This is a genomic window from Natronospira proteinivora (assembly GCF_024170465.1).
Classification (GTDB): domain Bacteria; phylum Pseudomonadota; class Gammaproteobacteria; order Natronospirales; family Natronospiraceae; genus Natronospira; species Natronospira proteinivora.
Window position 1 is genome coordinate 669,957 of the sequence record NZ_JALJYF010000002.1, and the last position, 24,372, is coordinate 694,328.

The following is a 24,372-nucleotide window of genomic DNA, read 5'->3' on the forward strand; positions in this document are numbered from 1 at the left end:
TACAGCTTCCCAATTGTGAGGAATATCTTCTAGAAAGATAATTCAAGCTAGATTATGGGTGCAATCGCCCTTTATTCGTCAGTCCGTGAGGCGAACAAGCTGAACGGGATAACCGCCTTTAGTTATCTACGATTAGAGGGGGAGTTCTATCCGCCAGTACTGCTCGGGATCGCCCTCCAGTTTCCACAATAATCTAACTGCCCGAATTCGCTTAACGATAGACTGGAAAAATCGACCTTTTAGGAAGTCAATTTTTGCCATGTAAGTTAATCCATAGACATAACCGCTATCCCATGCCTGCTTAAACATCTTACTTGCATAATCGATATCCTTATCCATGCATCTTCCTTCCATCGCCATCCTTCCCAGGTGGAAAATAGCTCTAGGATCCTTGGACTCCTCTGCAAGCAGCCGGCAATAAGCGACCGCTTTCTCGCAGCTAGCCATCCCGCCAAAACCATAAAAATAAATTTTAATTAACTCATAGTATGAGCAAAGAACATCGCCTTCAGACGCAGACCGTTCGTAACACTCGACTGCCAAACCCACATCCTGCGGAACATCATTAGATCCGATCAGATAAACTTTACCCAAAACGGAGAGGACAAAAGGATCATTTGTATCGCAGTTGGCCATAATATAATTATATGCCCAAGAAACCTCGCCGCGCTCCAACGCCTGAATTGCTGGGCCCACATCATTAGTTGAACTACGTCTACTCACCGCTTCGCCCTTTGGCATCAATCGCGACTTCAGTTTCTAACCTGATGGGTCGTTTGAGAAGGTTGGGCTCGAATCGACCTTTCAAGTCGATGGCGCATTTGTTGATGGGCCGCAATATCACTCATATTACTTAGCTCTCCCTGCGCACATCCCGCTGCGAAACCAAGAGCACAGGCTGTTCTCCTTGCCTTATTTCGATCGATCTTTTTTGCTTGAGCCGCACAGGATCGCGCCCCTAGCGTGATTGCAGGTCCACCCGCTGCAGCGCCATATAGCACATCTGACGGGATAACTGCAGTATACCGAAATGCATTTACTGATTGTGCATACTGCGTTTGCGCCTCTGGAGTACCCCCTATTGGGTCTTTAGAAAATTGAGCAGTGTGCGCTGGGAATACCGATTGAACTACGCCAACTCGCCGCGGAGAGCGGCTACCTGGATATTCACCAGTCAAGCCGAAGCTATCAATCCATTTCACCGGGTCCCCCAAAACATACCCATAAAGATTCGGATCTCCACCAGCAAACCCAACCGGATCCCTGGCTATCCATCGTCCGATCCGGGGATCATAGTCCCGATACCCGAAACGAATCAGCCCAGTATGCTCATCGGTTAGCCCACCCGCGAATCCAAACGGAATACTGAACTCTGGATTACTGTCCTCTATGACATTCCCATAGGCATCGTACTGGATTTCTCTCAGCACTTCGCCGCTTTCATCCACAATCGCCCGCGGACTCCCCAAGTGGCTAGCCAGGATGTAGTAGGTCTCCCCATCCTGGGTAAACCGACTGGGCGTATGCCCAACGATGTATTCAAAGCGCTGTTTCAGATTCCCGTCACTATCATAGGTCGCCAACAGCGTGGTCTTGTCCTGCCAGAGATAGTACTCCACCACCTCGCCGTCGACGGACTTGGAGACACGGTTGCCCAGGGCATTGTGCCGATACTTAATGTGGTGCTCTGGGGTGGTAACCGATTTCAGCCTACCCTGGCTGTCATAGCTGTATTCAGTCACCTGGCCGTCAGCATGATGCTTTTTGCTGAGTCGGCCGTTGCCGTCGTACTCGTAGCTGACTTCGCCATCAGTCGTTTGGCGGCTTTGGAGTTGGTCGGCCAGGTTGTACTGGGCGGTCTCGTTCGTGACGTCGCGGGCGGTGCTGGTGGTTTGGACGCGGTTGCCGTTGGCGTCGTATTGGTACTGCTCGACGGTTTGGCCGTTTTGGATCACCTCAGTGAGGCGTTGGCGGTCGTCGTAGCGGTACTCGTAGTGGACTTCGCTGCCGTCGGGCAGGGTTTCGGTTCGGGCGGTAATGCGGCCCAGGCTGTTGCGTTCCAGCTCGTAGTCGAACTGGGTTCCGGCTACGCTTTGGGTGACGTCAACGCTCTCGGCGTAATCATTGTATTGCCAACTGCTGTTGAGGACGCCATCACTTAAGCCGGTGACCATGCCGTGTTTGGCGTGGCGATCGATGCCGAAGCCGTGAATGCCGGTTAAAAGACCATCCTTGTCGTAGCTCAGACTGGTTTGGCTGCCAGCGTAGCTCATGCTGTCCAGCTCAAAGTCCGAGTTGTAGCCATAACTCAGGGAGGCGTTGAGGGCGCCCTGGTAGTGGACGCCGGTGACCAGGTTGCCGTCCCAGTCGTAGCTGAGGCTTTCACTGCCTTCAGTGATCTGGCTGACGCGGCCGCCGCAGAGGTAGTCGTATTCGATGACGCCTTCCGGAGTGCTGGTGCTGACATGCCGACCGTCGGCGTAGCTGTGCTCCATGCGTTGGCCGGCGTCCCAGTATAATGATATGATTATTATTTCATTTTAAATTCATGGCCGTTAACGAAAATAGCGCCCTCCTCAACACGATTGATGTAGACTGACTCACCGAGTTCACGGCCACTAATAAGTTTACATGCCTCCCGATCCACCAGATCAATCTTATAGAATGACTCGTCACTGTAGACTTGAGATGTCGTAACATAAAGGAAATCCCCAGACTTCGACCATACCATCTGTTTAACATCAGTCATCCAAGCCCCTTCCTGCCAAAAACGATTACCCAATGACCAATCTGTATCTGTCTCGACTGGCCCTGCAGCAGGTCTAGTTAGTATGATACCAATCTGGGTTCCTAGCGCATCATCGCAAAACACGAACACAGAGAAATCCGACCCTTCTGGATGCTCATGCAGCCCGCTTTGGCAATCAGTTGAAGCTAGCTGAACAACCTCACCTTTAGCATATGAACTCGTTGAAAAGATCAACAGGAAAATAGTTACCGCCAGTATCGATTTCATATTATCGAATCACCGTTATATTCTGAATAGGATCTCCACCATAATGCAGCTCATGTATTTTCTGCATCGCATCATCGGATGTCCTTATGCATCCATTGGTCGAATAATCTATTCCGCACTGGTTAGCCAGGTCACACTGCCCTTCTCTTCCAGAATGCACCCCCATCCCCTGTCGATCCGGAACTTCAAAAATAAAATTCCCATATGAGCCGAATGGGTCACTTGGGCCACTACCAGAGTGTGGGCTATGCCATGAAAACTCGAACACGCCCTCCGGGAAAGGCCCAGCACTAGAGCTCTGTGCGTTATTGGCTGCGGGATAACTCTCACTTTCACCGGAGCTTGAAATTATTGTCAATACTCCAACATGATCATCATATATTAAGGATGACAATCCAAAAGGATCGATTCGATTTATCGGATCATTTAGCACATACCCATAAAGATTCAGATCGCCCCCAGCAAACCCAACCGGATCTCGAGCAGTCCAACGCCCATTCCGGGGATCATAATCCCGGTAGCCGAAGCGAATGAGCCCCGTATGCTCGTCGTTCAGCCCGCCCGCGAATCCAAACGGTATGCTGAATTCTGGATTGCTGTCCTCAATGACATTCCCATAGGCATCGTACTGGATTTCGCGGATGACTTCTCCGCTTGAGTCCACAATCGCCCTAGGACTCCCCAGGTGGCTAGCCAGGATGTAGTACGTTTCCCCATCCTGCGTAAACCGGCTGGGCGTATGCCCGACGGTGTACTCAAACCGCTGTTTCAGATTCCCATCACCGTCGTAAGTCGCCAACAGCGTGGTCTTGTCCTGCCAGAGATAGTATTCCACCACCTCGCCGTCGACGGACTTGGAGACACGGTTACCCAAAGCATTGTGCTGATACTCAATATGATGCTCTGGGGTGATGACTTGTTTCAGCCGGCCCTGGCTGTCATAGCTGTACTCCGTGACCTGGCCATCAGCGTGATGTTTTTTGCTGAGGCGGCCGTTGCCGTCGTACTCGTAGCTGACGTCGCCATCGGCCGTTTGGCGGCTTTGGAGTTGATCGGCCAGGTTGTACTGGGCGGTTTCGTTGTTGATCCTGCAGAGGTCTGGTGGCCAGAATCATGGCCTCCCCAATCCTTTCCAACAATTCACACGATCACCGATAACAACGAAATTTTAGACGCCCACAGATATCAAAAAACTCAAAACATTAAGCTATAGAAAAGTCATTCAATCGATCTTCGGACAATTCTGCATGATGAGCGGACTAAAAACTCTACCACTAATGAATTATATCTAGCTCTCAATCACTAAACCGAATATAACCGATCGAAGGGGTCAAAAAGTATGGCTCATACTTCACCCAGAACATATGATCCAGACCCGAATCGCGGTACAGCGTTAACTCTCTCTCTATTCCATTTATTGTTAAAACGACTTCGAAAGCCTCTTGAGGGTGGGTTCCCGCATACTTAAATTGCGACATTCCTTTAAGCGCAGACAGCACCTGATCCTCACCATAAGGAAATCTCGGGTCTAGCTTAATTTGCTCAGTCGACTCTATATTTTTTGATATATACCTTGCCGTAGTGATTTGCATTGCCAATGCAGATCCTATGCATAAAAACGTGAAGCCTATAGCGAAAAACCACTTTGGCCCACCCATGAATCACTTTTTCAAACCACTTGCAATAATTACGAATCCACTCCAAACCAAGAGTGGGAACATAATTATAATAATGACGACTGCTAGCCAAATGTATAACGTCTCGAAAATATCAATCACAAGTAGAGCCTCGTCGCATCAACCTTTTAACTCTCTCCCAAGTCTCTCTTGGGTTAAACACGAAGACATTATATGTCCTCGTAGCGTATGTGGAGACGCCCGGCGTGCCAAACCCAAGTGATGCCTCACTGTAAACCCCTTCGTAACGACCTTCTTCGCCACCACCCACGACCAATCCAGATGCAACGCCCGGACCCGCTGGCAAACGTGCATTCGCTCCACTTTGGGCACCGATACCCCCTAACTCGGTAACTTCGACTGCATTTGTATACTCTGTGCTGAGCGACATTGAAGCTTGGGGTGGTGTCCCGCCAGCACCACCTCCTATCTGAAAGGCTATATTTCCATCTGAATCTCTCACGAAGCCAGAGCGAACTGTAATTCCCTTACCCAATCCCAAGTTCCCGTTCAAGTGAACTCCAACAGTACTCAACCCTTTCGGATTAAAATAATTGATCGGGTCCCGCAACACATATCCATAAAGATTAAGATCCCCACCAGCAAACCCAATCGGATCCCTGGCCGTCCAACGCCCAGTCCGCGGATCATAATCCCGATAGCCAAATCGAATCAGCCCCGTATACTCGTCGGTCAGGCCACCCGCGAATCCAAACGGAATACTAAACTCTGGATTACTGTCTTCAATCACATTCCCATAGCTATCGTACTGGATTTCTCTCAGCACTTCGCCGCTTGAGTCCACAATCGCCCGCGGACTGCCCAGATGGCTAGCCAAGATGTAATAGGTCTCCCCATCCTGGCTAAACCGACTGGGCGTATGCCCAACGGTGTACTCAAAGCGCTGTTTGAGGTTTCCGTCGCCATCATAGGTCGCCAACAGCGTAGTCTTGTCCTGCCAGAGATAGTATTCCACCACCTCGCCATCGACGGACTTGGAGACACGGTTACCCAAACCATTGTGCTGGTACTCAATATGGTGCTCTGGGGTCGTTACCGATTGCAGCCTGCCCTGGCTGTCATAGCTGTATTCAGTCACCTGGCCGTCAGCGTGGTGCTTTTTGCTGAGGCGGCCATTGCCGTCGTACTCGTAGCTGACTTCGCCCTCGGCCGTTTGGCGGCTTTAGAGTTGGTCGGCTAGGTTGTACTGGGCGGTTTCGTTGTTGACGCCGCGGGCGGTGCTGGTGGTTTGTACGCGGTTGCCGTTGGCGTCGTAACGGTTTTCCAGGGACTGGCCGTCCGGGAAGATGATCCGGGTGATGCGGTCCCGCTCGTCGTACTCGTAGGCGGTGATCCACTAGCAGTAGCTAGCCACCAAATATCTCATTCAAAACGCTATCACCATATTTCGATTCATGCTCCATTTGCTTAAGGCAGGCGTCTTGCGCACTAAGGCTCCACGGCACACCTCCTTCAGCTACCCTGCGATCTAACCTAGCTACGTGACGCGGAGCAAATCGACCTAAGATATTGTACCGCCAATAATATGCACTTTTACTCAAATTTCGCCCACGCCACAAAATACTAGCTGCACCCCATAACAAACCAGGGACTCTAGATATTACTGGATACCGTTTTGATTTATCCCGATTTTCCACCGAATGAGATTCCATATATAGATTGGCCCCAGTGCATAATGCGAACGCAGAATAACTTCCAGAGTGGGCACACTCAGAAAGCATCTTTGCTCCAAGGCTATACCAATACGAATCATCCCGGCTAACCATTCGATTAATGCAGTAAACAGCAAGGCTAAAATCACGGACAAATTCGGACATGTTAGAGATCGCGCAAAAATACTGCTCAGCTCCACGGTCACCGATCCATTTTTCACTTGGGGCTGGCTCGACAAACAGCTCACCTACCAAAGCGGCGGCCTCCATCGACTTCGATTCTAATGATATATCCAATAATTCCTCATAGGCAGCGTAAAGCGGCCTTGACTTTTCAATAGCGCACAATGCGCGAACAACCTCAACGAGATCACAATCTTTTTTCAAAATTTGCTCAACTATTGACTTCCTGTCATAGCTCGATCCGAGGCGACCTGAAGACGCTGATAATAGGTAGGGCCTCATAATTGAGCTGTCAAATAATGCTATAACTGAATCTTGGTTCATCATGGCCTCCGCGGGCCTCTACGAGGTGCGCGACTTTCCACCTCCTGCTGATGATATATACCCATCGCATCCGTACGCCCTCGGGTGGACATGTCTGCCGGGACTTCACCTGTGAGCAGAGTTGAAAGCTCAAGGAGCAGATCAACTATATCCATCAATTGGTCTCGATGTCTCGCTGCCGTCGCACAGGCATAACGGGTCGTCCCAACCCCAATTTTTCCTACTAGCGGACCGGAGACAGCTGCATATCCGGCCGTCGCAGAAGCACCTCGAATCTGGTTTGTGTTAGCTGAATAGGCCAGCTGAGCTTCTGGCGCCCCACCGATTGGATCTCTGGAGAATTGCGCCGTATGAGCTGGCATAAATGCTTGAGCGAAAATACCCCGCCTTCCACGGCGGCTATCATAGAACTCACCACGCAATCCGAGCGAATCTAATAGATTAACAGGATCCCCCAACACATATCCGTACAGGTTGGGATCCCCACCAGCAAACCCAACCGGATCCCTGGCCGTCCAGCGTCCGATCCTGGGATCGTAGTCCCGGTAACCGAAACGAATCAGCCCCGTATGTTCATCGGTCAGTCCGCCAGCAAATCCAAACGGAATGCTGAACTCCGGATTGCTGTCCTCAATCACACTCCCATAGGCATCGTACTGGATTTCTCTCAGCACTTCGCCGCTTTCATCCACAATCGCCCGCGGACTCCCCAAGTGGCTAGCCAGGATGTAGTAGGTCTCCCCATCCTGGGTAAACCGACTGGGCGTATGGCCGACGGTGTATTCAAATCGCTGTTTGAGGTTTCCGTCGCCGTCATAAGTCGCCAGCAGCGTGGTCTTGTCCTGCCAGAGATAGTATTCCACCACCTCGCCGTCGACGGACTTGGAGACACGGTTACCCAAAGCATTGTGCTGATACTCAACGTGGTGCTCTGGGGTGGTCACCGATTTTAGACGGCCCTGGCTGTCATAGTTGTATTCGGTGACCTGACCATAAGCGTGGTGTTTTTTGCTGAGTCGGCCGTTGCCGTCGTACTCGTAGCTGACTTCGCCATCAGTCGTTTGGCGGCTTTGGAGTTGGTCGGCCAGGTTGTACTGGGCGGTCTCGTTCGTGACGTCGCGGGCGGTGCTGGTGGTTTGGACGCGGTTGCCGTTGGCGTCGTATTGGTACTGCTCGACGGTTTGGCCGTTTTTGATCACCTCGGTGAGGCGTTGGCGGTCGTCGTAGCGGTACTCGTAGTGGACTTCGCTGCCGTCGGGCAGGGTTTCGGTTCGGGCGGTAATGCGGCCCAGGCTGTTGCGTTCCAGCTCGTAGTCGAACTGAGTTCCGGCTACGCTTTGGGTGACGTCAACGCTCTCGGCGTAATCATTGTATTGCCAACTGCTGTTGAGGACGCCATCACTTAAGCCGGTGACCATGCCGTGTTTGGCGTCGCGGTCGATGTCGAAGCCGTGAATGCCGGTTAAAAGACCATCCTTGTCATAGCTCAGGCTGGTCTGGCCGCCGGCATAACTCATCTGATCCAGCTCAAAGTCCGTGTTATAGCCGTAGCTCAGGGAGGCGTTCAGCGCACCCTGGTAGTGGACGCCGGTGACCAGATTGCCGTCCCAGTCGTAGCTGAGGCTTTCACTGCCTTCAGTGATCTGGCTGACGCGGCCGCCGCAGAGGTAGTCGTATTCGATGACGCCTTCCGGGGTGCTGGTGCTGACATGCCGGCCGTCGGCGTAGCTGTGCTCCATGCGTTGGCCGGACGGCAGGGTGACGGCGGTCAGACGCCGGTCCCGGTCGTACTCGTAGTGGGTGGCCTCGTCTAGGGGTGTGCGGTAGGCACTGACCCGGTTGACGCCGGTGTAGTCGAACTCATGCTCGGCGGGTGTGGGCACCACCAGGGTGGTGCGGTTGCCCTTGGCGTCGTAACGGTTTTCCAGGGACTGGCCGTCCGGGAAGATGATCCGGGTGATGCGGTCCCGCTCGTCGTACTCGTAGGCGGTGTTCCGATCATCTGGGGTGGTGACGGTGGCCACCCGGCCCCGCTCGTCGTAGCTGTAGGCCACCCGGCGGTCGCCGGTGACTTCTTCCAGCAGGCGGCCCCGGCTGTCGTACGCATAGCGGGTTTCGGGCAGACCTTCCACCTGGAGGCTTTCCGGCAAAAGGGTGTCGGTATCCAGTTGCTGGGTGAAGCCCCGGCCCTCGGGGGATTGGTGGCTGATCTGGCCGCTTCTCGCGTCCACGCTCATGCTGGACAGGCGGCCATCACGGCCGCTGACCACGGTGTAGCGGCTGGTGTCGGCGCCGTTTTCGGCGTAGCTCAGGTCCATTTCCATCACCCGGCGCAGACCACTGGGCTGGGTGAGGGTAATACGCTCGGGCCGGGGCTGACGGGTTTTGGGGTCACGACGGCTTTCCACCACACGACTGATGTCGCAGGTTTCCGAGGTGGATTCCAAGCCGTCCGCGCTGAGCAGGCTGGTGGTGACGGTGCCGTTCTTATGGGTGGTCACCGTTTCCACAGCCCCATCGTCCAGGACCCGGCGTTCGGTCTCGTAGGCATTGCCTTCGGCCGTGGTATAGCCGTAATGATCATGGCCAATGTCGAGACGGTCATCGAAGAAGGACCAACTGCCCCCTTCGGGGTCGCCGGTCTCGATGATGCGGCCATGCTCATCATAGGCGCGGCTGAAGTTGCCGCCCCGGGGATCGATCTTGTCCGTGGCCAAGCCACAGGCGGTGTAATTGAAGCGGTATTGGGCGCCGTCTTCATAGGTGACGGCGGCCAGGTGGTGGTCATCGTCCACGGTGAGACGGGTTTCCTGCCCGTCCGGGGCGACGATGCGCTCCACGATACCGTTGGCATCCCGCTCAATACGGACCCGGTTTCCGAAGCGATCTACCGCAGCAATTAGACGGTCCTCGGCGTCATACTCGAACTCGGTGAGGGTCTTGCCACTGTCCATGTCGATGGTGGCCCTATGCCGGCCATCGCCGTCGAAGCGGTAGGGCATGCGCTGGGCGCTGTGGTCGTCGCGCACACAGCGAACATAGAACTCATCTTCCTTTTTGAAGCGTTCGCTGTTGTAACTGGCGCTCTCAATGGCCCAGGCTCGGTCATCGTCCGAATGGTTTGTCGTAGCACTCCAATAGGGGCGACGGAAATCCACGTCATAGTCCCACAAGCGACCACGCGCGCTCTCGTCCCATTCGGTCTGATGCCGGAACACCTCATTGGGCAAAGCATAGAGCAGTTCATTGATGTTGGGCAGGCGCCAGTTATCGTAGCCGGCGTGCTCGGAGGCCTCACAGTGGGCCACGCTGCTTTCCCAGTCCATCTTCTGGGCGGCGTTGGCGTGCCTGTCTTCCCACATCAGGCCATTGTCCTGATCCACCACCACTTGCTCGACCACATTGCTCGCCAGAGACTCAGGCTGCCGCTCATCCAGGGCTTCGCCACGTACACAGAGTACGGGAAGCATATTTAATTCAGGGTTGGCCGTGCTCTGGTGCCAAAGCTGCCTTGCCTGGCGGACATTGTAGATGGCCGGGCCCGGATTGGCGCCGCCCTTGTCCATGCCGTAAGCGATTTCCTTGGCGGTGGGCAGACGCCAGCCGTCCCCGGGCAGGTCAGCATAGACCTCACACCAGGCCTCAGCGCCCGGCAGGGTAATGACCTGGTGGGGATTCTCCGCGTACTCCCACTCCAGACCGGTAATACGGTCTTCCAGAATGCCCTCGCTGTTGATGCGGTAATTGATGGTGTTGCCGCCCCGCTGGTAGTAGCCGTCGTCGCCTTCTACCAGACTGCGGGTCTGGCCGGTCTTGAGAATCACCGACTCATCCGCCACATCCTGAACCCGGCCGTCGCCACGGTAGACCGTACCGGCGGGATCGTATTCATGGACATTGGACAGAGACCAGCCATCGGCGAGTTGGCGATCGAAGCTGTTCTTCACCGAGACGCCCCGGCTTTGCCAGCTCATGAAGGCTTCCCGGCCGGGGACTTCGGTAGCCCGTTCGCCCAGGGTAGCCCAGGCCATGGGAAACTCATCTGGAGCCTGTTCAGATTCAGCGGCATTGCCCGCACTCATATAGACGGTGGGGTATTCATAGCCGATCTTGACCTGGCCATGCACCATGCCTTCGGTTCGTTCGCCGTCAATATTCTCGCCGTCCCAGAGGAAACGCACTTCCCGGTTGGGGGCCGGCGACAGTTCCTTCTTGAACACATGGCCGCCGATTTCCAGTTGCGCCACCATGCGCTCCATGGAATCCGGCACTTCATCGCCGCTGACGGTGACACGAAACTCGTGCTGATAGCCCTGGGTCCGGCGGCTGCTGTAATGCAGGGTCAAATTGGTGCCGGCCACTTCCAGGTCTTCGTGGAAGGATTGCTGGAAGGGACGGGCAAAAGAACCGGTTGATGCCGCTTCTGAATTACAGGCGTCCTCCGGATTTTTGTCCACCCCCAGCTCGGAGGGAGCTTCGGCGTCGTCGGGGGCCCAGTTGTAGTCCCAGGGGGTCATATGGTCGAAATGGCCCCACCAGAGGGTGTCGCCGGGCTCGTAGTGCTCGGCCAGGCCGATCACATCATCGTGGGTGTAACCACTGCCATTGAGGTCATTGGCTTGGCCATCGCCGGTGTAGTCGGCACCGTCCACCAGACCATCGCCGCTTTCGTCCACCAGCTGGACCACCACGCCATTGTCGGAGCCCACCCATTGGTTGTCGAGACGATCGAAATAGCCGATGGGAACGATCTCACCTACCTCGAAATCGAGGAAGTTGTCGATGTACATCACCACATCGTTATCAAAGACCACAGTCTCGGTGTGGTGAGTACCAGCCACATGCAGGTCATTGGCGAAGGTGAAAGCCACTTCCTTTGGCAATTCCCCGGGCATGGAGGCTGGCGTTTCGTATTCAGTGGCGCTGAAATCGAAGGCGGTAATCTCACGTTCACTGCCATCAAGGCTCATCGCCGTCGCGGATTGGATGCCATTGAAGATCACCGTGGCCCGCCGCTCGCCAAACTCATCACTGATGAGGGAGGATTGATGAACCTGGGCCTCTCCCGTGCCGAGCTCGATGCGACTAACGGCGGTATCCCGGGGCAGCATCATGACTTCATCCAAAACCGCCCAGCTACCGGAGGCACCAATGGTGGTCCGTTGAATCACCAGATGACCGGGGTATTCATACACCACGGTTCTTTCACCCGCCGAGCCGGTAATCATGAAGCGGCCGTCGGCATCGGTTTCCATGGAACCGTGTTCCGGCTCATTCAGGAAGGACACCTGGACCCCGGGTAGGGGGTCTCCATCGCGGTCCGTGACTAAACCGGTGTAGACCGCCATGGCCATGGGCTCATAGCGCTCTACGGTGGCATTGCCCGCCACATGGCGACGCAGCGATTCGGCGGGCGTACCGACCAATTGATCGGTATCCGCGGCCTCACGGACCCGCACATGCAGGCGGTTGGAGCGCATGCCCTCCAGCCGTGCCAACACCCGGGCGTGGCCTACGCGCTCGGCGCTGATGCGGCCATTATCCACGGAGACGATGGAACGACTATCAGGCGTGAACTGGGCATAAGGGCTGAGATCAACCTCACCCCCATTATCCATCAGGCCGGTGACCTGAATAGCATGGCTGTCGCCCAGGGCCATGAACAGGGTATTGGGCTCGATTCGCAGCCCCGTTAGGCTATCGACGTCCACGTGCTGCGGATCAACATGGATCACATGATCGGTATTGCAGCCCTGGGCCTGGCGGGTATCCACGCTCTGAATCCGCTCCGCGTCCCAGCTCTCGCCTTGATTAACGGTCTTCAAGACGGTGACATAGCCATAGTCGTTCACGCCATCCAGGGGGTAGTCGCCCCGGGAAAGACCAAAGCCGAGCACGCCTTGCTGGTGTGGATCATGACTGCTATCGGCCAATCCCACCTGAAAGACATGATCCCGATGGCCCCAAGCAGGCCCATCTGCGCCCTCGAACTCCTCAAACCAATCGGCGTCTTCATAGATCCACTGGTAGATGGCCCGAGCAACGGCATAATCCTCGGACGGTATTTCGCTGTCTAAACCGTAGGCCAGGGACTCGGGATCGATCGGCTGGTTATGGCGATGCTCATCGATGTAGGGCACCGCATCCATGCGTTCCTGAGGGGAGCGCCCATCCGCGAAATGATCAATCATCAAGACATTGTCGCGGGTATAGTCGGCGAATTCCTGGGCTGCCGTCACCACCGCGGGGTCAAAGCCGCTGAAAGGCTTGAGGCCACGGGCCATGCGTTCTGCATTGACCAGATACAGGCCCTTCTCGGAGACGCTCATGGCATCCCAATCGGCTTGATCGGGCATGACGAGATATTGGAAGACACTGTCGTCCTGGGCACGGGCGTAGTTGAAGGCCTGGGTGATGGCCTCCACGGTCTCGGCCTGGCCACCCTGCCAGTCGATATTACCGTCCGGGTGGGTGGGCAGACGGTCCCGATCATCTTCCACCGGATTGTAGGGGCAAGCGCTCAGCCCTCGGCCAGCCTGAACCACCAAGGTGGCCTCAGCGGTGTCTTGCATATCGGCCGCGGAAGTCACGGTCAACTCGATGGCGTACTCGCCGGGCGCCAAGTCGGCCAGATGCAGCTCCGATTCGCTGCCCACAGGTTCGCCATCCAAAAGCCACTGATAGCTCAACTCGCCTTCCGGGATGTGGCTTTCGGAGGCATCCAAGACCGCTTCGCGGCCTTCATAGACAAACAGATCACCGCGAATTTCGGCGGTGGGCTGGTGGACCACATCCACGGTCACCGTCTGGCTTGCCGACACCCCTGCCACGGAGGTCACTACAAGCTCGTAGACCCACTCACCAAGGGGCAGATCATCCAGCGCCAACACAGGGTCTTGCCCCACGACCTCGCCGTCGTGGAACCACTGGAAGCTTTCAATCTCCCCATCGGGCACATGACTTTCATTGGCATCCAGGGTCACAGGCGCGCCTTGGGCAACGGTGACGGCCTCTTCAAGGACGATCACGGGGCGTGGCGGTTGAACATCCACGTCCACCAGTTGTTCGTATTCCAGGCCATTGGCGTCGGTCATGCGCAGCAGCAGTTGATGCTGCCCCTGGGCCAGACCGGCCAGACTCAGGGTGCCGGATTCACCCAAGACCTCGCCCGTCTCCGGGTCGATCCACTGGTAGGAGACGATATCGTGCTCCGATTCGGAGGCGTCGGCCTCCAGCTCCAGATCGTCACCGACATGGATTTCCGTGGCACCGCCGATATTCACCATCGGTGGATTCAAAAAACTCAGGACAATGCTTTCCGAGGCTTCCAGTCCCCGTTCATTGCGAACCGTAACCTCGTAGTGAAATTCTCCAGCGGACGTGGGCGAAACAAGGAACTCAGCACTGTCACCTACAACTTCGCCGGAATGGCTGTTCATCCACTGAAATTCGACTTCACCGAGCTGATCCTCCAGAAACTCGATCGATAAATGGATAGTCTCACCTATCCAGGCAGCCTTGGGACCGGTAATTTCGAACGTTGGTTCAGAATAAACCGCAACTTCTACCGGCTGATCAAGACTTTGGCCCAGGCCATGCTGATCCCAAATGGTGAATTGGAGACGATATTCACCAGGAGCCTGGAAGCTCGTTTCCAGAGATTCCGACTCACCCAGGACCTTGTCTGAGTCGATTTCTCGCCACTCATAGGAGACGATCTCACCATCCACATGATGGCTATTCGATCCATCCAGGCTCAGTTCCTCACCCACTGCCAGCTGGTACTCGAAAGCACCTTCATACTCTAGAGTGGCCTCTGCATAAGTTCTCACACAGCGAGGGTAGGCATCGCCGGCATTATTCCTAATATTTTGACTATCGCTGAGGAAATGTTTCGGTCTGTCCTGATAGCGGAACTTAAACGCGGCCGGTTCACCTTCGCTAAACGAATCCGAGAACCAATCTGTCAGTGTCGAACTATGCCACTCATCCCTCTCATCGCTCACGTTTGGAACAAATCGAAATATACGGCGCTGCTGCCGACCGTACAACCGATTTATGACATCCATCAAAAGGGTATGGGATTCATTGTAATTTGGAACGCGCCAATCCTCATACCCTGCATGATCAAGGGTATTGCAGTAATTAAGGACTTCGGAGAGTGGCTTCTTAGTTTCTCTATTTACCTCAAGGTCTTGCCACATTAGGCGATTAACACGGTCGACAACTAGACCATCTGTATCTGGACGCTCAAACTCTGGCAGAAATCTTGGCGCACCTGACACGCATCGAATATTATGCTCTGTCGGCTCATTCCCCGGGGAAACAATCCCTGTCAGTTGAACACCGCCCGAATTGAAATTTACAGCAAAATCTTCCCTGCTTCTTCCCGGGCCTGATGGGACACCTTTTGCCAGGTAGTCTGTTCCCTTGACGTTCTCGAAACCAAGTTGTCTGAAGTTATTTTCAGTGGCCACAGCATCTGATGAACCTTTGTGGCTCATCAGGAAAATCAACTCCAATCGGTCCGGCACACGCCAATCATCAATTCCGCCTAGGTCCAGCGAATCGCAATAAGCGTGCCCGGCATTCTTGCTCATTCTTTGTTCGATCGCATCCTTGTCATCTTGCCAAACCAAATCATTGACTTTGTCGAAGACAATTTGACGTGCATCATCTCGCTCAAAAACGCGCTGAGTACCAAATTGGTGATCACCATCATCACCGTCTAATAGTGAATGACGAAAGCCTGTCCGTGGCACTCTGGAAACACCTTCCGATAAGGCCTCAATCCGTTCCAATGCAACAACGTTAAGGTCAAATTGCTGGTTAATTACAGTCCCGAATTCGTCGGTGGCTTCCAGCTTTACTAGATGCTCGCCAAGCAGAGCTTCATCTGTAGGCCGCCACTCTAAAGCGCCACTCTTCAAACTCATGCCCTCTGGACTGCTCACCAGGGCATATTCAACTGAAGCCCGGTCTGCCTCATCCACGACCCTCGGGAGATATCGAAGCAGTTGACCGATCACAACCTATCTAGGTGGCTCGGTAATAAACTCCATTCCGCGAAGCGGATCTTCAACAACGACTTCCAGGGAAATGGGCAACTCATTTCCTATGGAGTTCCGAACGATGACCTCAACATCATGACGACCTAGAGCCGTTCTTTCTGGAGACCACTCAAGGATTCCGGCTTCTGGTGAAAGACCCATTCCATCGGGCGCGGAAACGAGGTCGAAACATAGGGCACGATTATTGGGCTCATCAATTTGAATTATTTCGAAGAGGTCCTCCCCAGCCACCACAGACAGGGTTCCAGGGGAGGCCAAGGACATTGGCCCATCTTGTTCTGAGGCGACCGGGGTAAACCCCTCAACACCAGCAGGCAGCTCAACTCCGGAGCAAGCGCTCACAGCCCTGTCTCTTAGCAACAAGTTACCTTCGGCCTGAACTGCTCTCGGACCCGCTCCAATCCATGCCTGCATGTCATTGTGTGTTACGCGGGTCTGAGGCAATCGCCCTGATTGGCTGATTTCGCCGAAAAAGAAATATCGGACCTGAGGGGTCCGTGAAAAGTAATCGAGCACAATAACCTCACCCGTACCGATGGAAGAGGAGATGTGAAGATCGCTGCCGTGCCTGGAGAATAGCGCCTCAACCTCTTCCTCGGGGACCTCCTCCCGAATGACTACGATATTGTCGCCGCCGTAAGTGACAATTTTTTTATCGTCAAAATCAGGTCCAATCTCGAAAACTATCCCTTCTCTGGTCCACTGACTGATCCGCGGGTCGTCTTCCAGATATAGATGATATTCCTGACCACCACCGGTGACCATGTAGTCATTGGCGCTGACGGACTTGATGCTTTGCGTAGCTAGCCGGGCGATCAGGAGCTCATCTTCATCACCTCCGGTCAAATGAATATTGTCAGCATCAGCAAGGCGCACGTCCTTTGCTGGTCGGATCTCTTCGGGTTTCAGTGTATCCATGAGATCAAAAATCTGCGGGCTCGTAATGAGGTCGCCATTGGCGAACTTGAACGCTGAGATTGTATTGTCTGCTTCGAAGAAATAGCGGATCCGAAGCTTTTGTGCCTGACCGTCCAAAGGCACAAAAAGGTCATCACCCCGCCTCGATAGACTTTTCAGAAAGGACGCGGAGCTGACATTCTCATCAAAGGCGACGAGATTGAATCCAGAGGTATCGGAAATAGTGGTTCGGCCGAAGAGGCTTGGAATATTATAAATATTATCCCCATCGCCCCCGATGATAAAATTCAATCCCGCCCCAGGATGCACTGTGGAATGATCATGGCCGGTTGTTATGAAGTCATCTTGGTTTGACGCTATGAGAGTCGCCCGGCCATGCTCTGGAACAGAGACCTCACCAGGCTTAGCAAGCTCGTCTAGAGCAATGCGATCTCTGACAGACAGCCAAAAATGAGTTTGCTCTTCCGGGACAGCGGTATCGAATGATGAGAACAGTTGAGAGGCGGGTGTTCGTAGACTCGTACTCCCGCTATTAGTAAATTGCAAGGCCTCGATAGATTTGGCCTGCAAAAAATAGTCGATCACGACGATTTCCGTCCCACTCTTCTCATGAAAAATAATGAGCGTATCGCCCATTTTTGACCACGAAACATCGGCGGGAGAAAATTGCTCGGAGAAGACGATTTTATTACCGACCGAAGGCGCAAAGATTTGCGTTCTTCCATGGCCTGGCTCTATTTCAAAGATCACTTCCCCGTAAGGTGCGATAATGTAGTCGTCACCCGGGCTGCTTTGCATCCGGAATGTGGCGGCATCCTGGATGAGGATTTCATCATCAACGCTAGGGGCTAATAAGCCGGTGTCATCAGAAATATCGCTGATTGCGCGTTGCGGAGCGGCCTGTTCAGGTACATCCACCCCGAAAAGGTCGTATAACTGCCCGCTGCTCATAGTGTCGGCGGTTTCAAAGCGCAACTCGGCGATGGTGTCATTGAAATCGAAGAAGGACTGGATGAAGACGGCTTGGTCGCGATTAGCGATTTCGATTCGCAGGTCCTGGCCATGGCGAATGAAACCACTGGCCACATCGGAGTAATTGATGCCTTGGCCGAAGTGCAGGATATTATGGCCGCCGCTTTCGATGATTCGGGTCTCACCTTCGCCACCCTCGACCAGATAATAATTGTCGCCAGGGCCACCGAGGATGAAATCCTCGCCGCTTTCGATGCTGAACAGATAGTCACCATCGTCAGCAATTCGGATACTATTGGGGCCCGCAGCCGGGAGCGGTTCCAGGTGATCGCCAGGGCCATCACCATCATCGCCGTCGCCACCATCACCGCCGTCACCGCCGTCACCGGGATCATCACCATCTCCGTCATCACCTCCACCGCCGTCTTCGTCTCCAGAATCATCGCCGCCGTCAGAGTCATCGTCACCGTCGTCGCCTTCAAAATGAAAACCTGGAGCGACGACGCGATAAGCCTGCTCATGATCAGGCGCGGGGCTGCTCATGACGTCGAACAGTTGTTCGGCCGTGATGACTTGGCCATTGGCGAATCGGATTTCGCTGATGGTATTAGCGCGGCTGAAGAATTCCCGAACTCGGACCTCGGCATCGCTGCTGGCATTCCCGAGAATCAAGTCGTCGTCTCGCCTTTGGAGCTGGGAGGCCACATCCGAGAAGGGCACGGTCTCATCGAACTGGATGATGTTGTGGCCAGTGGACGCGAAAATCAGGTTCTTGCCGTCATTAGCGCCCAACTCAAAGGTGACATCGCCGTTGGCAGCAACTAGGTAGTCATCGCCACCCAGGCCCCATAAACGGTCAATTCCTTCGTCCTGAATCAGAATATCGGGGCCGGGCGTTCCTTCCAGCAAGCCGCTGCCGTCGGCTTCAAGCCGCAAACTACGCGGTGCGCGCTCCGCAGTGGGCGGATTGACGCCAAAGACACCGAAGAGCTGGTCGGCGTTAAGGGGCTGGGCGTCAGAGAAATGGAACTCCGCAATAGTATTGACCAGGGAAAAGAAGTACTTGACGACAATCTGCTGATCGGTGTCCGCGACGTTCAGGATCAAATCGTCGCCGGAGCGCATCAGACCGCTGGAGATATCGAAAAAACTGATATCCGATCCGAATGCGACGATGTTTTGACCCTGCACTTCGGATATGGCCGTGCGGCTGTCTCCGGCATTGATGTGGTATTCGTTGTCACCTGGCCCACCGACCAAATAGTTCTGGCCCAGCCCTGGATAGAAGGCCGTATTTTCACTGCCACCGACGATGAAATCGTCTGCATCGCTGCCGATGACTTCCACAGGGCCATACTCGGCACTAATAGCAGGCTCGGCATCAACCAGGAATGGGACCGTGACGACGACGAGAATGGCAAACAGAAACACGCACCCGACGGATGCAGGAAGCTGGACCTTCATCTTTTTCCCCTCTTGACCACCAAAATGGCCCAAAATAAAACCCCAATAGGCCAACTAATACGGGCTAAGAATCCGTAATTGGGCTTAAATTTTCAAATATCGTGAAAGAAAAGGGCCGACGAGGGTGAACGACCAATGACTCTGAAGGAAGATACCCAAGCCGGGTGATGTTAGAATCAGCGCTTTTAACCCCCGACCCCGGACGCCAATCGTGAAGGAAGACATCAGCCAGCTCCTGCAACAGGCCCTCACCGCCCTGCCCGAAGACCTTCTGCCCCTGGATGCCCGAGAAGTGGCGATTCAGGTAGAGCGGGCGCGGGACCGAAAACACGGGGACTTCGCCAGTAATCTGGCCATGATGCTGGCCAAACCGGCGCGCAAGAATCCCCGGGCGCTGGCCCAGGCCATTGTCGATCACCTGCCCGGGTCGGCCCTGGTGGATCGGGTGGAGATTGCCGGTCCCGGCTTTATCAACTTCTTTCTGAGCCCGCAGGCTTGGCATGCCGTGGTGGAGCGGGTCTTTGAGCAGGGCGAGCGCTTTGGCCACAGCGATGTGGGTGCGGATGAGAAGATCCTGCTGGAGTTCGTCTCCGCCAACCCCACCGGGCCATTGCATGTGGGCCATGGCCGGGGCGCGGCCTACGGCAGCACTGTGGGCAATCTGCTGGAGGCCATCGGGCATCCGGTGCACCGGGAATACTACGTCAACGATGCCGGCCGCCAGATGGATATCCTGACCACCAGCATCTGGCTCCGTTACCTAGAGCAGGGCGGTGCCGAGTTCACCTTCCCCAGCAACGGCTACCGGGGGGATTATATCCTCGACATCGCTCGTGCCCTTCGCGAGGAATACGGAGATCGCTTTGAGCAGTCGGTGGATGCGGTCTTTCACGGCATTGCCGCCGATGCCCCGGACGGCGACAAGGAAGCCCATATTGATGGCCTGATCCAGCGGGCCCGGCATCTGTTGGGCGGGGATGATTTCGAGTGCGTGTTCAAGGCCGGGCTGGACGGGATCCTGGCCGATATCCGGGATGATCTGGCCGACTTCGGCACCACCTTCGATGAATGGTTCTCGGAACGTTCCCTGACTCACAACAAGCTGGTGGATCACGCCCTGGATGTGCTCAAGGAACGGGGCGATGTCTATGAAAAGGACGGCGCCCAGTGGTTTGCCGCCGAGAAGTACGGGGACGAGAAGGACCGGGTGGTGGTCCGGGACAACGGCCAGCCCACCTATTTCGCCTCGGATATCGCCTATCACCTGAACAAGCGGGAGCGGGGCTATGACCGCCTGCTGGATGTGCTGGGCGCCGACCACCACGGCTATATCGCCCGCCTGAAAGCGGGCCTGGAAGGCATGGGCCATCCCGGCGATGCCCTGGAGGTACGGCTGGTACAGTTCGCCAATCTTTACCGGGGCCAGGAAAAGATCCAGATGTCCACCCGCTCCGGCTCCTTCGTGACCCTGCGGGAACTGCGGGAGGAAGTGGGCCGGGATGCCGCCCGCTTTTTCTATGTGATGCGCTCCAATGAACAGCATCTGGACTTTGACCTGGAACTGGCCAAGTCCCAGTCCAGTGATAACCCGGTCTATTACGTCCAGTATGCCCATGCCCGCATCTGCTCGGTCTTCGATCAGGCCGAGGAAAAGGGCTTTCAATATTCCCGGGATACCGGCCTGGCCAACCTGGAGCAGCTGGATGAAAGCCATGAGGATGAACTCATGGTGACCCTGTCCCGCTTCCCGGAAGTGGTGGAATCGGCGGCCCGAAATCGGGCTCCCCACCAGCTGACCCAATACCTGCGGGATCTCGCCAACGACCTGCACACCTATTACAACGCCCACACCTTTCTGGTGCTGGAGGAAGAGATTCGCAATGCCCGCCTCTGCCTGGTGGAAGCCACCCGGCAGGTCTTGGTCAACGGTTTGCGCCTGATCGGTGTGTCCGCACCGGACAGCATGTAAGGATCCACCATGCCTCGCGATTACAAGCACAGCGGAGCCAGTCAGCGACGCAAGAAAAGCCATGAAGGCAACACCGGTTGGGTGTGGCTGATCGTCGGCTTCGCCCTGGGTTTTGCCACCGCCATGGCGGTCACCTGGCTTCAGCAATCGGAAAACGAGTTGCCGCGCCTGGATCTGGAACCCGCCGAGGGCGAGACCCGGGGTGATACCGAAGACGAGGAAGACGAGCGGGGGCGCTTCAACTTCTACCGCATGCTGGAAAGCTTCGAGGTGGTGGTACCGGAGGAGGAAGTCCGGGTCCGGGAGAGCGATCGGGAGCAGGAACAGCCGGTAGAGGAAGGCCGTTACATCCTGCAGGTGGGTTCCTTCCGCAGCGAGTCGGATGCCGAGCGCATGCGCGCCAATCTGGGCCTGGCCGGTTTCGAATCCCGCATCCAGCGGGTCAGCATTGATGACGGCCAGACCTATTACCGCGTCCGGGTGGGGCCCATCGAGAACCCCACGGAACTGGAACGGACGCGGGAACGGCTGGAAGACCAGGGCATCGAACCGCTATTGATTCGCCTGCGGGAAGACTAGACAGCCGGTTCCCGTGTGGAGGCCGGTGCCTCCCAGGCTCGGCCAAGCTGCACCACTGTCCGGAGCGTCAATGCAAAGCAGTCAGCCCACCCCGCCCTATCATCTGCGGGGCGATCGTATCGGCCGGGAATTCCTCCAGCTTTTGCCCATGGGCTTGTTCGTGGCCATCTTCGGCATCGCCTACGGACTGGCCGCGGTACAAACCGGATTGGCCCCCTGGCAGGCCACCCTGATGAGCACCACGGTCTTCGCCGGAGCGGCCCAGTTCGCGGTCTTGGGCATGTGGGGCAGTGAGGTAGCCCTGCTGGCCATCATCGCCATCACCCTGGCCATCAACTCCCGCCACATCCTCATGGGCGCGGCCCTGTTCCCCATGCTGCAAAAGCTGCCCGCCGGCCGCCGTTACGGGCTGTTACTGCTATTGACCGATGCCAACTGGGCACGCAGCTATCAGCAATATCAAAGCGGGCGGGAGAATCTGGAGGCCATTATCGGCGGGGGGCTGGCCCTGTGGCTGGCATGGATCGCCGGCACCGCATTCGGCACCTATTTCGGCCGACTGCTGGCCGACCCCGAAGCCATGGGGCTGGACATGGTGCTGGGCTGTTTCCTGCTGGCCATGGCCCTGAGCGGTCCGCGCTCACGACGGATCCTGCTGGTCTGGCTGGTGGCGGGGGTGAGTGCGGTGCTGGCCTGGTACTGGCTACCACCCCACGTGCATGTGGTGGTGGGGGCCCTGGCCGGTGGCCTGGTGGGGCTTTTCTGGCGGGAGAAACCCCATGTTCATGATTGAAACCACGCCTCTGGGGATTCTCCTCATCATCGCGGTGATGACGGTGGTAACCATCGCCACCCGCTGGCTGGGCAGCTTTTTGATGGAACACATTCCCCTGAGTCCGAGGACCGAGCGCTTTATCGCGGCCATGGCCTCATCGGTGCTGATCGCGGTGGTAGTGCCCATGGCCGTCGCCGGGGATTGGGGTGCCCGGGCGGCATTGATTACCACCGGGGCACTGGTGTTGATCAGTGGTCGGATTCTGCCGGCCATTGCCGCCGGCCTGGGTGCCGCCGCCCTGGTGCGTTACCTCTATTGAAGACAGGATATCCGGCGTCAGTGGTCACTGATTCTTCTGGATTTCGATACCCAGGGCCTTGAGCTTGCGATAGAGATGGGTCCGTTCCAGGCCCACGCGCTCGGCCAGCTTGCCCACGCGCCCGCCACAGAGTTCCAGCTGCTGTTCCAGGTAGGCGCGCTCGAACCGCTCCCGGGCGTCCCGGAGGCTCAGCCCCAGAAGATCCTGTTTCACCAGGGGCTCCACCTCCCGCTCGGATTCCCGTCGCAGTTCGGCTTCCACATCCTCCAGTGAAATATCTTCCCGGTCCGACAGGGCCAGAAAGCGGTGGACCATGTTCTTCAACTCCCGGATATTGCCCGGCCAGGGGTAATTGCGCAGTCGGTTCTGGGCCCCCACGGAAAAACGCCGGAAGGGCAGGCCTTCCTGGTCCACCAGCACATCCACGTAATAGCGAATCAGGTCGGGGACATCCTCACGGTACTGGCGCAGCGGCGGGACCTGGACGGGCAGGACATCCAGCTGATTAAGGAGGTCCTGACGGAACCGGCCAGCCTCCACGAGACGGGCAATAGTGGGTGGGGCCGATGCCACCAGACGAACATCCAGGGCCTCGCTCTGCTCACTGCCCAGCGGGGTAAAACGCCTGGATTCCAACACCGACATCAACAGGCGCTGGACCTTTTCACTCATATCACCCAGCTCATTCAGGAACAGGGTCCCGCCCCGGGCCTTTTCCAGAAAACCCGGTTCCAGACTATCGCCCGCATGGCGACCAAACAGCTGGCTCTCGGCATCCTCATCCCGCAGGCTGCTGAGGATAACATTGACAAAACGCGCCTCCCGCTGGGGGCTTTCCGAGTGCAGAAAACGGGCCAAGGTTTCCCGTCCGGTCCCGGCTTCACCCAGCAGCAGCACCGGGGAGCCCTCATCAGCAACCTTCTTGACCCGATCCCGGACCTGGCGCATCAAAGGCGACTTGCCCACCGGTTCCACCAGAGGAGAAAGAATGGAGCGGGCCTTGCGCCGTTCCCTTTCCTCGCGGCCGGACTCCAGGGCCTCGCCCACGATCTGCAGGAGCTTGGCCATGGACAGGGGCTTTTCCAGAAACTCATGGGCGCCCAGGCGGGTGGCCTCCACTGCCGTATCCACCGTACCGTGTCCCGACATGATCACCACTGGGCAATCCAGCTGACCGCTTCGGGACCAATCCCGCAGCAGTGTGATGCCGTCCACATCCGGCATCCAGATATCCAGCAGGATCAGATCGATTTCCTCGGCATCATGGGCCCGTCGGGCCGCAGCCGCGTCCTCGGCCACGGTAACCCGGTAGCCCTCATCCTCAAGGATATCCCGAACCATGCCGCGAATATCCGACTCATCATCCACCACCAGGATGTGGGCTGCGCTCATGCCGATCCTCCGCTATTGATTCGCTGGGATGACAACCTTAT

Annotated in this window: 13 protein-coding genes and 2 pseudogenes; 4 read left to right on the forward strand and 11 right to left on the reverse strand. The window is 56.0% G+C overall.

Features of this window, described 5'->3' with window-relative positions:
- Positions 1–132 precede the first annotated feature (132 nt).
- The 10 genes and pseudogenes from J2T60_RS10165 to J2T60_RS10210 all read right to left on the reverse strand — a co-directional run bounded on the left by J2T60_RS10165 (position 133) and on the right by J2T60_RS10210 (position 19,297).
- Positions 133–741 carry a tetratricopeptide repeat protein gene (locus tag J2T60_RS10165; RefSeq protein WP_253449478.1) on the reverse strand — a complete coding sequence of 203 codons (609 nt, stop codon included), beginning with the start codon at positions 739–741 and terminating at the stop codon, positions 133–135.
- An 11-nt stretch (positions 742–752) separates the two neighbouring features.
- Positions 753–2,495, reverse strand: coding sequence for an RHS repeat domain-containing protein (locus tag J2T60_RS10170; protein ID WP_253449481.1), 1,743 nt, complete (start codon positions 2,493–2,495; stop codon positions 753–755).
- Positions 2,496–2,530: 35 nt separating this feature from the next.
- Positions 2,531–3,016, reverse strand: coding sequence for a hypothetical protein (locus tag J2T60_RS10175; RefSeq protein WP_253449484.1), 486 nt, complete (start codon positions 3,014–3,016; stop codon positions 2,531–2,533).
- Between the two features lies 1 nt (position 3,017).
- A complete protein-coding gene (locus tag J2T60_RS13475) occupies positions 3,018–4,103 on the reverse strand; it encodes an RHS repeat domain-containing protein (RefSeq protein WP_445376060.1) in 1,086 nt (361 codons plus the stop codon).
- Positions 4,104–4,311: 208 nt separating this feature from the next.
- Positions 4,312–4,614, reverse strand: coding sequence for a hypothetical protein (locus tag J2T60_RS10190; RefSeq protein WP_253449493.1), 303 nt, complete (start codon positions 4,612–4,614; stop codon positions 4,312–4,314).
- Positions 4,615–4,786: 172 nt separating this feature from the next.
- Positions 4,787–5,851: pseudogene (locus J2T60_RS10195) on the reverse strand (RHS repeat domain-containing protein); the annotation flags it as partial.
- A 208-nt stretch (positions 5,852–6,059) separates the two neighbouring features.
- Positions 6,060–6,872, reverse strand: a complete 813-nt coding sequence (locus tag J2T60_RS10200; protein WP_253449499.1) for a hypothetical protein — start codon at positions 6,870–6,872, stop codon at positions 6,060–6,062.
- The gene (locus J2T60_RS10205; RefSeq protein WP_253449502.1) at positions 6,872–14,704 is read right to left on the reverse strand and encodes a PKD domain-containing protein; all 7,833 of its coding nucleotides are present in this window, start codon (positions 14,702–14,704) and stop codon (positions 6,872–6,874) included. The genes J2T60_RS10200 and J2T60_RS10205 overlap by 1 nt, the downstream gene beginning before the upstream one ends.
- A 462-nt stretch (positions 14,705–15,166) precedes the next feature.
- A pseudogene (locus J2T60_RS13435) lies at positions 15,167–15,808 on the reverse strand (Lcl domain-containing protein); the annotation flags it as partial.
- Positions 15,809–15,904: 96 nt separating this feature from the next.
- A complete protein-coding gene (locus tag J2T60_RS10210) occupies positions 15,905–19,297 on the reverse strand; it encodes a hypothetical protein (protein ID WP_253449505.1) in 3,393 nt (1,130 codons plus the stop codon).
- Between the two features lie 211 nt (positions 19,298–19,508).
- On the opposite strand from J2T60_RS10210, the gene argS reads away from it, so the two are divergent.
- From argS to J2T60_RS10230, 4 genes are all read left to right on the forward strand, one after another.
- A complete protein-coding gene (gene argS, locus J2T60_RS10215; protein WP_253449508.1) occupies positions 19,509–21,266 on the forward strand; it encodes an arginine--tRNA ligase in 1,758 nt (585 codons plus the stop codon).
- Between the two features lie 9 nt (positions 21,267–21,275).
- Positions 21,276–21,845, forward strand: a complete 570-nt coding sequence (locus J2T60_RS10220; protein WP_253449511.1) for an SPOR domain-containing protein — start codon at positions 21,276–21,278, stop codon at positions 21,843–21,845.
- 70 nt (positions 21,846–21,915) lie between these two features.
- On the forward strand, positions 21,916–22,638 hold the full coding sequence (locus J2T60_RS13345; RefSeq protein WP_301288407.1) for an AzlC family ABC transporter permease: 723 nt from the start codon (positions 21,916–21,918) through the stop codon (positions 22,636–22,638).
- On the forward strand, positions 22,625–22,939 hold the full coding sequence (locus J2T60_RS10230) for a branched-chain amino acid transport AzlD family protein (protein ID WP_253449514.1): 315 nt from the start codon (positions 22,625–22,627) through the stop codon (positions 22,937–22,939). The genes J2T60_RS13345 and J2T60_RS10230 overlap by 14 nt, the downstream gene beginning before the upstream one ends.
- Before the next feature lie 24 nt (positions 22,940–22,963).
- On the opposite strand, the gene J2T60_RS10235 is transcribed toward J2T60_RS10230, so the two are convergent.
- Positions 22,964–24,331 (reverse strand): sigma-54-dependent transcriptional regulator, encoded by a 1,368-nt coding sequence (locus tag J2T60_RS10235; protein ID WP_253449517.1) that lies wholly within the window; start codon positions 24,329–24,331, stop codon positions 22,964–22,966.
- Positions 24,332–24,372 lie beyond the last annotated feature (41 nt).